At 70.0% G+C, this 7,590-nt stretch carries 4 protein-coding genes, 1 tRNA gene and 1 pseudogene; 2 read left to right on the top strand and 4 right to left on the bottom strand.

Annotation, left to right across the window (positions count from 1 at the left end):
- Positions 1 to 129: 129 nt before the first annotated feature.
- The 3 genes and pseudogenes from ACFW2E_RS36395 to ACFW2E_RS36385 form a co-directional block, all read right to left on the bottom strand.
- Positions 130 to 1,029: a Bax inhibitor-1/YccA family protein gene (locus ACFW2E_RS36395; RefSeq protein WP_384473153.1), complete on the bottom strand. Its 900-nt coding sequence runs from the start codon at positions 1,027 to 1,029 to the stop codon at positions 130 to 132.
- Between the two features lie 194 nt (positions 1,030 to 1,223).
- Positions 1,224 to 1,957 (bottom strand): annotated as a pseudogene (locus tag ACFW2E_RS36390) (FAD-dependent monooxygenase).
- 141 nt (positions 1,958 to 2,098) lie between these two features.
- Positions 2,099 to 2,181 (bottom strand) — tRNA-Leu (locus ACFW2E_RS36385).
- A gap of 399 nt (positions 2,182 to 2,580) precedes the next feature.
- Here ACFW2E_RS36385 and ACFW2E_RS36380 point away from each other — a divergent pair.
- Both ACFW2E_RS36380 and ACFW2E_RS36375 read left to right on the top strand, forming a co-directional pair.
- Positions 2,581 to 3,351, top strand: a complete 771-nt coding sequence (locus ACFW2E_RS36380) for an ABC transporter ATP-binding protein (RefSeq protein ID WP_384473150.1) — start codon at positions 2,581 to 2,583, stop codon at positions 3,349 to 3,351.
- A gap of 32 nt (positions 3,352 to 3,383) precedes the next feature.
- Positions 3,384 to 5,912: an ABC transporter permease gene (locus tag ACFW2E_RS36375; protein ID WP_384473148.1), complete on the top strand. Its 2,529-nt coding sequence runs from the start codon at positions 3,384 to 3,386 to the stop codon at positions 5,910 to 5,912.
- A gap of 63 nt (positions 5,913 to 5,975) precedes the next feature.
- On the opposite strand, the gene ACFW2E_RS36370 is transcribed toward ACFW2E_RS36375, so the two are convergent.
- Positions 5,976 to 7,265 (bottom strand): class I SAM-dependent methyltransferase, encoded by a 1,290-nt coding sequence (locus ACFW2E_RS36370; RefSeq protein ID WP_384473145.1) that lies wholly within the window; start codon positions 7,263 to 7,265, stop codon positions 5,976 to 5,978.
- Between the last annotated feature and the right edge of the window lie 325 nt (positions 7,266 to 7,590).

The raw sequence follows: 7,590 nt of genomic DNA, 5'->3' as shown, positions 1-7,590 counted from the left end.
CCCCAGCCGAGCGTCTGTCTAAACTGCTCGCGGCTTGATCAACTCACCACGGTGTTGCTACGACCCCTGGAATCCGCCGAACCCGGGGCCCTTCGCGTCAGCGCCGACTCACGAGCCGGCCGGAGCCGGCTAGTCGTTGCTGCTGAAGATCGCCACCAGTCGCAGCATCTCCACGTAGATCCACACGAGGGTCAGGGTCAGGCCGAACGCAGCCAGCCAGGCCTCCTCGCGCGGCGCGCCGTAGGCGATGCCGTCCTCGATCTGCTTGAAGTCGAGCGTCAGGAAGAACGCGCCGAGCAGGATGGCGACGATGCCCACGAGCGCGCCGAGCGGACCGAAGCTGCGCAGACCGCCGTCGGGGGCGACACCGAAGGCGACCAGCAGCAGGTTGACCGCCATGACCAGCACGAACGCGATGGCGATCGACATGCCGACACGGGCGTAGCGGGCGGTGACGCGGATCCAGCCGGCCTTGTAGACCAGCAGGGTCGCGGCCGAGACCGCCATGGTGCCTAGCACCGCCTGGAACGGGGCGCCGCTCCACTGGCTGTTGTACATCTCGCTGATCACGCCGAGGAAGACGCCCTCGAACGCGGCGTAGCCCAGGATCAGCGCGGGCGACGGCGTGCGCTTGAAGCTCTGCACGAGGGCCAGGACCATCGCGACGAGCGCCGAGACGATCGCCAGGCCGTAGCTGGTGGCCGACACCGGCAGCAGCGCCCACGCGAGGACGGCGCCGAGGGCGACCGTGCCGAGCGTCATGGCCGAGCGCATGACGACGTCGTCCATCGTCATCCGGCCGGTGGTGACCGGAGCCTGCGGCGGGGCGCCGTACTGCTGGTCCTGCTGGGCGTAAGGGTTCTGCGCGTACGGGTTCTGCGCGTAGGGATTCCCGCCCTGGGCGTACGGGTTGCCCTGGGCATAGGGGTTGCCCTGTGCGTACCCGGCCTGCGGCGCGGTGTTGAAGCCCGCGTAGCCGTTGTCGCGGCTGAACCCCCGTCGCGAGAAGACCGGGTTACTGCTCCTCATTTCACTCCTCCATGGCCACCCTACGTGGCCTTGGCTCAAGAGTAATAGGTTGGCAAAGGACCGACCCTAGTACTTGGGGAGGATCTTTCCCCTGCCGTGCTGGCCAACACGCTACGCGGATGCCTGATTCCCGGCCATGGAGGGTCCCATTCCATGACCAACCTGCTACCTCCCCGGAACCGGCCGGAAACCGGTCAGTCGAGCGGGAAACCGGTGCAGGCCGCCGCCAGGTCGGTCTCGGCCGCCCGGGAGGTGGCGATCCTTTCCAGCCGGGCCAGCCGGAGCCGGTCGTCGAAGGGAGTGACGCCGGGGGCGCGGTGCAGGAGGGCCGTCATGTCGCAGGAGAACCGTTCGGCCTGCCGGACCCGGCGCAGACAGGTCTCGGAGCAGGCGTCCAGGAGCTCCGGCGATCCGGTCTCCTTCTCGTGCGCCAGCGCCCGCGCGAGGGTGACGACGTCCCCGACGGCCAGGTCGAGCCCCTTGGCGCCGGTCGGCGGCACGACGTGGGCGGCGTCGCCCGCGAGGAAGAGCCGGCCGTACCGCATGGGCTCGTGGACGTACGGGCGCATCGGCGCGACCGGCTTCTCCAGCTGAAGGGCGATCAGGTCCTTGCAGACCTCCGTCCGGGCGTACCCTCACCGACCTGCCGCCGGTGAGGGCGTCGCGAAGAGGCGCCACCGTGTCGACTTCCCAACCTCAGCTCGATCCCGTCGCGCCGCAGTCCCTCGCGGTCCATCCGCTCCCCGGCGCCGGCCGCCCGCAGCGCGTCCACGGTCACCTGCTCCAGGATCCCGGCCCGCTGCCGCCGCTCGACATGGCCGCGGTCGCGGCTCTCCAGGACGACCGAGTCGATGCCGGCGGTGTGCAGCAGCCGCGCGAGGAGACTACCGGCGGGGCCGGCTCCGATGATGCCGACGGCGGTACGCATCGGTCGTCGGTCGATCTCCCCCTCTGTTCGCCCGGTGAAGTTTCCTTCACCTACGAACGGTCTCCGACCGCCGCTGTCGCGTGTCAACGGTCGAGGGACTCCGAAGGACCGTGCGGCGCCCCCTGCGGGGGGGGCGGGAAGTGCCCGGAACCGGACTTGAACCGGTACGCCCGCGAGGGGCAGCGAGGTTTAAGCTCGCCGTGTCTGCATTCCACCATCCGGGCAGGCCATGGGCTCCGCTTCGAGGCTCCGAGCCTATCGGGATACATCCCCCGAACAGCGGACGGGTGGACCCGATGTTGTCTTATTTTATTGACGTCTGAGGGAGCATCAGCCCGCGGTACGCGCCATCCGCACTTGCCAATAGCGTTACGCGCGGTGGGTGCACGCGTACACGGAATGACGGAATTTCACCGTCCGAACGAGGGGGCTCCACCCGTTCTCGACGTCTTCCCCGGCCTTCGTCCGGGTCCGCCGTCATCCCCAGGTATGACGCGGCGCCCTCCGGTCCGACCGGAGTCTGCCCCGGGAACCGGAACAGCGGGTGACTACAGGGCGCCGGACGGCCGGGACGATGGATCAAGTCCCACCGAACGCCGTCGTCCCGACAGGAGCGCCCTTCCGTGACCACCACACCCATCGCCGACCGGACCACCGCAGTGGCCGCGCGCGCCACGGATCTGTCGAAGATCTACGGACAGGGCGAGACCCAGGTGGTCGCCCTCGACCGGGTCTCCGTCGAGTTCCGGCAGGCCGAGTTCACCGCGATCATGGGTCCGTCCGGCTCCGGCAAGTCCACGCTGATGCACTGTGTGGCCGGGCTGGACACGTTCTCCTCCGGGTCCGTGCGCATCGGCGAGACCGAACTGGGCTCCCTGAAGGACAAGCAGCTGACCAAGCTGCGGCGGGACAAGATCGGGTTCATCTTCCAGGCGTTCAACCTGCTGCCGACGCTGACGGCCCTGGAGAACATCACCCTGCCGATGGACATCGCCGGCCGTAAGCCCGACAAGCAGTGGCTCGACCAGGTGATCCGGATGGTCGGTCTGGCGGACCGGCTCGGCCACCGCCCGTCACAGCTCTCCGGCGGCCAGCAGCAGCGGGTCGCCGTCGCCCGTGCCCTCGCCTCCCGGCCCGACATCATCTTCGGCGACGAGCCGACCGGAAACCTCGACTCGCGCTCCGGCGCCGAGGTCCTCGGCTTCCTGCGCAACTCCGTCCGGGAGATGGGGCAGACGGTGGTGATGGTGACCCACGACCCGGTGGCCGCGGCCTACGCGGACCGGGTGGTGTTCCTCGCGGACGGCCGGATCGTCGACGAGATGCACGCGCCCACCGCGGACTCGGTGCTGGACCGCATGAAGCGGTTCGACGCCAAGGGCCGCACCAGCTGACCGCCGACCACACCACGGACCGAAGAGAACCCATGTTCCGCACTGCCTTGCGCAACGTACTCGCGCACAAGGCCCGGCTCCTCATGACCGTGCTCGCCGTGATGCTCGGCGTCGCGTTCGTGTCGGGGACGCTGGTATTCACCAACACCATCTCGGACGCCTTCCAGAAGAGCTCCGCCAAGGGCTTCGACCAGGTCGACGTCGCCGTACAGCCGAAGTACCGGGACTCCGACGGCGACAAGGTCGGCAAGCTCCCCGACCTGACCCAGGCGCTGCTCGGCAGGAGCGCGAAGGTGCCCGGCGCCGCGTCCGCCATCGGCGTGGTCAACGGCTTCACCGCCATCGCCGACAAGGACGGCAAGCTGATCGGCGGCGGCTTCCGGTCGGAGGGCGGCAACTACTGGGGTGACGAGGACCCGCGGTACCCGCTGGTCTCCGGCTCGGCACCGCACGGCAAGGACGAGGTCGCGATCGACTCGGAGACCGCGAAGCGGGCCGGCTACAAGGTCGGCGACACCGTGCGCATCTCGGTGAACGGTCCGGTCCTCAAGCCGAGGATCAGCGCCGTCTTCACCACGGACGACGGCAACGTCGCCGCCGGCGGCAGCCTCGCCCTGTTCGACACCACGACCGCGCAGAAGCTGTTCGGCAAGCCCGGCACCTACGACGAGATCGACGTGCGGGCGAAGCCGGGCACCAGCCAGACCGCGCTCAAGGGCGCGCTCGACGGCGCCCTGCCGAAGAACCTCGTCAGGACCACCACAGGCAGGAAGCTCGCCGACGACCAGGCGGAGATGATCTCCTCGTCGATGAGCGGGCTGAAGCAGGGCCTGCTGGTCTTCGCCGGCATCGCGCTCTTCGTCGGCACGTTCATCATCGCCAACACCTTCACCATGCTGGTCGCCCAGCGCACCAAGGAACTGGCCCTGCTGCGCGCGGTCGGCGCCTCCCGCCGCCAGGTCACCCGCTCGGTGCTGATCGAGGCGTTCGTGGTCGGCGCGGTCGCCGGTGTGACCGGACTGGCCGCCGGCATCGGCATCGGCGCCGGGCTGCGCTCCCTGATGAACACACTGGGCGCGACCGTCCCGGACGGCCCGCTGGTGATCTCCCCCGGCACGGTGCTCAGCGCGCTGGCCGTCGGTATCGTCATCACCATGCTGGCCGCCTGGCTGCCGGGCCGCCGGGCCGCGAAGATCCCGCCGGTCGCGGCCATGAGCAGCGTGCACGCCAAGGCGACCACCAAGTCGCTGGTGCTGCGCAACACCATCGGCGCACTGTTCTCGGCGGCGGGCGTCGCGGTGGTCCTGGCGGCCACGACGATGGACGGTTCGGACGGCCAGGCCCCGATGGGTCTGGGAGCGGTCCTCCTCATCGTCGGCGTGTTCATCCTGACCCCGCTGCTGTCCCGCCCGCTGATCGCGGCGGCGGCACCGTTGCTGCACGTGTTCGGTGTCTCCGGCAAGCTGGCCCGCCAGAACTCCGTCCGCAACCCGCGCCGCACGGCGGCCACCGCCTCCGCGCTGATGATCGGCCTGACCCTCATCACCGGTATGACGGTGATGGCCGGCAGCCTCCAGAGGTCCATCGACAAGATGGCGAGTTCGGCGGTCCGCGCCGACTACGTGGTGTCGATGGCGAACGGCAACGAGCTCTCCCCGGACGTCGACGGCAAGCTCGCCGCCACCGAGGGCGTCACCGCGACCAGCCCGCTGCGCAACGCGATCTCCCGGATCGACAAGCGGACCGAGTTCCTGACCGGCGTCAACGGCTCCGCCATCGGCAGGCTCACCGACCTGGAGGTGGACGACGGCACGTTCGAGGTGAGCGGCAGCCAGGTCGTGGTGGACGACGACACCGCCAAGTCGTACGGCTGGAAGGCGGGTTCCCGCTTCACCGTCCACTACGAGGACGGCAAGGCGCAGCGGCTGACGGTCGCCGGGGTCTACGAGGGCAACGAGCTGATCAAGGGCATCATGCTCGACAACGCCACCCTCTCCCCGCACCAGAGCGACCCGGCCGACATGCAGGTCATGGTGAAGACCGCGGACGGCGCGTCCGACGCGACGAAGGACAGGCTGGAGCAGGCCCTCGGCTCCAACCCGGCGATCAAGGTCCAGGACAAGAAGGACCTGTCCAACTCCATCGCACAGATGTTCACTCTGATCCTGAACATGGTCTACGGCCTGCTGGCCATGGCGGTGATCGTCGCGGTCCTCGGTGTGATCAACACCCTGGCGATGTCGGTCTTCGAGCGCTCCCAGGAGATCGGCATGCTCCGCGCGATCGGCCTGGACCGCAAGGCCGTCAAGCGGATGGTCCGTCTGGAGTCCCTGGTCATCTCCCTGTTCGGCGGGGTGCTGGGCATCGGACTCGGCGTGTTCTTCGGCTGGGCGGCCGGTCAGCTGCTCGGCACCAAGATGGCCACGTACGAACTGGTCCTGCCGTGGGCCCGGATGGGTCTGTTCCTCCTGCTGGCCGCGGCGGTCGGCGTCCTGGCCGCGCTGTGGCCGGCCCGGCGGGCGGCACGGCTGAACATGCTGTCGGCGATCAAGTCGGAGTAGCGGTACGCACGGCCCGAGGGCCCCGCTCCCTTCCCGGAGCGGGGCCCTCGGCGTGTTCGGAACTCACCCGCCCCAGGTACGGGTGCGCAACGGCAGCCCGGACGCCCCCGACTCGGGTGTGCGCACGGCGAGCACCTGGTTGACGCCGATGCGGTTGCCCTCGAAGGCGAGGGCGCAGGCGGCCATGTAGAGGCGCCAGACACGGGCACGGCCGGGACCGGCGAGCCGCGCCGCGCGGGCCCAGTCGGCCTCCAGACGGGTCACCCACCGCCGCAGGGTGAGGGCGTAGTGCTCGCGGATCGACTCCACGTCCCGCACCTCGAACCCGGCGCGCTCCAGCTGGGTGACGGTGGTGCCGATGGGAGCGAGCTCGCCGTCGGGGAAGACGTAGGCGTCGATGAACTCGTCCACCCGGTAGGTCGTCTCGTCGCGCTGCGGGCGGCGGGCGATCTGGTGGTTGAGGAACCGGCCGCCCGGTCTCAGCAGGGCGTACAGAGCCGTGGCGTACTCGAAGTACCGTTCCGAGCCGACGTGTTCGGCCATCCCGATGGAGGAGATGGCGTCGTACGGCCCGTCACCGACGTCCCGGTAGTCCTGTACGCGGATCTCGACCCGGTCGGTGAGCCCCTCGTCGGCGACGCGCTTGCGGGCGTACGCGGCCTGCTCCTGGGACAGGGTGACCCCGACGACGCTCACACCGTGCTCGCGGGCCGCGTGGATCGCCATCGAGCCCCAGCCGCAGCCGACGTCGAGGAGCCGCTGACCGGGCCGCAGGCCTAGCTTGCGGGAGATGAGTTCGAGCTTGTCCCACTGGGCCGACTCCAGGGTCCCGGACTCCTGCCAGTAGGCGCACGAGTACACCATGGACGGGCCGAGGACGATCTCGTAGAAGTCGTTGCCGACGTCGTAGTGGTGGCTGATGGCGCGTCTGTCGCTGTGCCGGGTGTGCAGATGGCGGTTGCGGCGGACCTCCTCGCGGGGCGGAGCGGGCGGCAGTGGGGGTCCGGCGAGCTTCACCAGCTCACGGACGGCCGCCCGCACCTCCGGCTCGCGCAGGGCCTGTACGAGGCTCCTGCCGCCGCCTCCGCGTTCCCACACCAGTCCTGCCACTATGTCGAGGGCGGCGTAGAGGTCGCCCTCGATCTCCAGGTCGCCGGCCACCCAGGCCCGGGCCAGACCCAGTTCGCCCGGCTTCCAGAGCAGTCGGCGCAGAGCGCGGCGATTGCGGACGACCAGGGTCGGCGCGCCCGGCGGACCGGACTGCGAACCGTCCCAGGCGCGGATCCGCATCGGGAGCGGCGCTCCCAGCAACTGCTCGGCAACACTCGTCAGCCGCGACGCGGCCTCGATCATGGCGCACACCTCCAAGACGACGATCCCGGATGTCTGTTCACCACGTAAACACCTGACGGGCCCGACCGCAGTCCCGCAAAGGGGTTACTTCTGGGCGAAGTGCGTGCGTGAACCATGAGTCAGCGGGCCGGGACGCGCGGGCAGGGCCCGTCACCGACCGGCTTCGCGATGCCTGAACACGGGGTTCTCTCCGCGGGGTGTCACCGCCCGGTCCCGCGAACCCTCACCGGTCGGTCACGGCACGGACGGTCCCGGGCACGGGCCCGGGGGGGGGCCCCCCCCCCCCCGGGGGGGGGGGGCGCGGGGGGGGGGGGGGGGTGGGCGC

Origin of the sequence: Streptomyces sp. NPDC058964, from assembly GCF_042741275.1 — a bacterium.
Classification (GTDB): Bacteria; Actinomycetota; Actinomycetes; order Streptomycetales; family Streptomycetaceae; genus Streptomyces.
This window is presented reverse-complemented; position numbering and strand designations above follow the sequence as displayed.